Source organism: Kosmotoga sp., assembly GCF_982836095.1.
In genome coordinates this window covers 1-3,167 of record NZ_CEYIHJ010000192.1, presented here as the reverse complement: position 1 = coordinate 3,167, position 3,167 = coordinate 1, and the positions used below count along the sequence as shown (strand labels likewise).

Sequence of the window (3,167 nt, the reverse complement as noted above, 5' to 3'; positions counted from 1 at the left end):
ATCAATAATCTCAAAATCATGGATGCCACATTTAATAGTCCCTTCATCGGTAAATTCTTTGAGTACCCTAATCACACTTTCCTTTGCCATCGCACACATATCAGCTAAATCCTGACGTGTTAAAAGTGTTTCGAAAGTATCAGTCTTGTATATCTCACCAGCCAGATAAAGCAAGGTGTCTGCCACTTTTCCATGGGTTTGCTTATATGCTAAGCTGATAATTTGGCATATTACTGAAAAATGGTTGGTAAAATCCTCTGTATACCTTTCGCTTTATGGTTTGTAGAATAGTTTTATGAACTTTGTTTCATAAAACTTTTTTAATCATGGAAAATTCAAAAAAAAGCGTTGTTGGGCCTGTGGAAGCTTAGATGTAATCAGATGGGGAAAAAGAGGTGGTAAGCAGCGGTTCAGATGCAAGAATTGCGGTATTTATTTTACAAGGAACCGTCCACATCAAAAGTTTCAAAACAGATTCATATGGTTCAAGAAATGGGTGCTAGAGCGGCAGACTTTTTATACATTATGTCGAGATAGTAAACTATCCAAGGATACGCTTCAGAGGACTTTTTATTATTTTCTGGAACAAGCCCCCAGGATTAAGATTATCAAACGAGATAATATTCACCTACGTTATGACGCAACATATTTCAAGAAGTTTTGCTTGTTGTGTTATCAAGACAATGAGGATGGCTACACGCAACTGATCCGCTTCTCAAATGGCGAACATTATGAGGAAATAAAGGAAGATCTTGACAACCTGATTAAGCTTGGAATACAAATTGAGAGTATTACCACTGATGGCCATAAAAGCATTCTAAAGGCTATTAGAAAGTCTATTCCCCATGTTAAAGTACAACGCTGCCTGGTTCATATTCAAAGGATGTGCCTGCTTTGGTTAACAAGGTATCCAAAGTATATTGCAGGTCAAGAACTAAGGCAATTAGTGTTGTTGATTCTCAAGATAAAAACTAACAATGACAGGTTGTTCTGGACACGGCAACTTTACAAATGGCATGAAAGGCATAAGGAGTACATTGACGAAAAAACATACAACACAGAAACAGGAAGATATTGGTATACACATAGGCTACAAAGACGTTCTTTCTTCTCAATAAAAAGAGCTTTGCCGAACATGTTCCATTATCTGTCAAATGATAAAATTCCCAAAACCACAAACGGTATTGAGGGGTTCTTCAGCCACTTGAAAAATCACCTTGATTTGCATAGAGGACTTACGACAAAAAACAGGGTTAATTTTATCAAATGGTACATCTATTTTTCAAATGAGAGATAAGTTTTTTTAGCCATAGAAGCATACCAGTATTACAAAAAAAGGGCAGCCTAAAATGGCTGCCCAGTAAAACTGTATATGCGTTAATCCTATTGCTGTCAAGTTGATCTCCACCAGAGCTTGATTCCTCTTCAGATTAACAGTGCCAATATAATGATTGTTTTTCTATAAGTCACCAACCATTTTTCAGTACATTACCAAAAAAAGGTTGCCCCAAAAATTTGAGACAACCTTTTTCTTTAGCTGGAATAAGGGCATATTACTGAAAAATGGTTGGTAAAATCCTCTGTATACCTTTCGCTTTATGGTTTGTAGAATAGTTTTATGAACTTTGTTTCATAAAACTTTTTTAATCATGGAAAATTCAAAAAAAAGCGTTGTTGGGCCTGTGGAAGCTTAGATGTAATCAGATGGGGAAAAAGAGGTGGTAAGCAGCGGTTCAGATGCAAGAATTGCGGTATTTATTTTACAAGGAACCGTCCACATCAAAAGTTTCAAAACAGATTCATATGGTTCAAGAAATGGGTGCTAGAGCGGCAGACTTTTTATACATTATGTCGAGATAGTAAACTATCCAAGGATACGCTTCAGAGGACTTTTTATTATTTTCTGGAACAAGCCCCCAGGATTAAGATTATCAAACGAGATAATATTCACCTACGTTATGACGCAACATATTTCAAGAAGTTTTGCTTGTTGTGTTATCAAGACAATGAGGATGGCTACACGCAACTGATCCGCTTCTCAAATGGCGAACATTATGAGGAAATAAAGGAAGATCTTGACAACCTGATTAAGCTTGGAATACAAATTGAGAGTATTACCACTGATGGCCATAAAAGCATTCTAAAGGCTATTAGAAAGTCTATTCCCCATGTTAAAGTACAACGCTGCCTGGTTCATATTCAAAGGATGTGCCTGCTTTGGTTAACAAGGTATCCAAAGTATATTGCAGGTCAAGAACTAAGGCAATTAGTGTTGTTGATTCTCAAGATAAAAACTAACAATGACAGGTTGTTCTGGACACGGCAACTTTACAAATGGCATGAAAGGCATAAGGAGTACATTGACGAAAAAACATACAACACAGAAACAGGAAGATATTGGTATACACATAGGCTACAAAGACGTTCTTTCTTCTCAATAAAAAGAGCTTTGCCGAACATGTTCCATTATCTGTCAAATGATAAAATTCCCAAAACCACAAACGGTATTGAGGGGTTCTTCAGCCACTTGAAAAATCACCTTGATTTGCATAGAGGACTTACGACAAAAAACAGGGTTAATTTTATCAAATGGTACATCTATTTTTCAAATGAGAGATAAGTTTTTTTAGCCATAGAAGCATACCAGTATTACAAAAAAAGGGCAGCCTAAAATGGCTGCCCAGTAAAACTGTATATGCGTTAATCCTATTGCTGTCAAGTTGATCTCCACCAGAGCTTGATTCCTCTTCAGATTAACAGTGCCAATATAATGATTGTTTTTCTATAAGTCACCAACCATTTTTCAGTACATTACCATAATTTTGTTGTAGTGTTTAATAATTCTTTCGTTCAGGTATCTTACCAACTCCATTGAGAATTCCGGATTGGTACGCATTACTTCTTTGTAGTTTTCTATCTCGACATAGCAAGTCTGCGTCTCTTCCAATGCAACAACAGTAATATAGTGCATGTCATCAACTAAAAATCCCGGACCACCTATCAATTGAACAGGTTTTATCAAAGCCATTAAAACTCTTTTTTCAGAATCGGGGTCTTCTATATAAACTTTAGCCATTCCCCTGGTAACACAAATTAAATGTGTAAGCGGACCGCCGCTTTTAAAAATGGTTTCCCCCGGCTTAAATACGACCTCTTTCCTGTTCTTG

The 3,167-nt window shown here is 36.6% G+C and carries 2 protein-coding genes and 2 pseudogenes; 2 read left to right on the top strand and 2 right to left on the bottom strand.

The features are described 5' to 3' along the window. Positions 1-186, bottom strand: a 186-nt coding sequence (locus tag AC3LHT_RS09915; protein ID WP_488662774.1) for a helix-turn-helix domain-containing protein, incomplete at its 3' end; no start/stop codon positions are given. 172 nt (positions 187-358) lie between these two features. Between AC3LHT_RS09915 and AC3LHT_RS09910 the strand changes: the two are divergent. Both AC3LHT_RS09910 and AC3LHT_RS09905 read left to right on the top strand, forming a co-directional pair. After that, positions 359-1,297: pseudogene (locus AC3LHT_RS09910) on the top strand (IS256 family transposase, variant Zn-binding type); the annotation flags it as partial. A 384-nt stretch (positions 1,298-1,681) separates the two neighbouring features. Then, a pseudogene (locus AC3LHT_RS09905) lies at positions 1,682-2,620 on the top strand (IS256 family transposase, variant Zn-binding type); the annotation flags it as partial. A 183-nt stretch (positions 2,621-2,803) separates the two neighbouring features. Here AC3LHT_RS09905 and AC3LHT_RS09900 read toward each other — a convergent pair. Continuing rightward, positions 2,804-3,167: Crp/Fnr family transcriptional regulator (locus tag AC3LHT_RS09900; RefSeq protein ID WP_488662773.1), on the bottom strand; the 364-nt coding region annotated here is incomplete at its 5' end.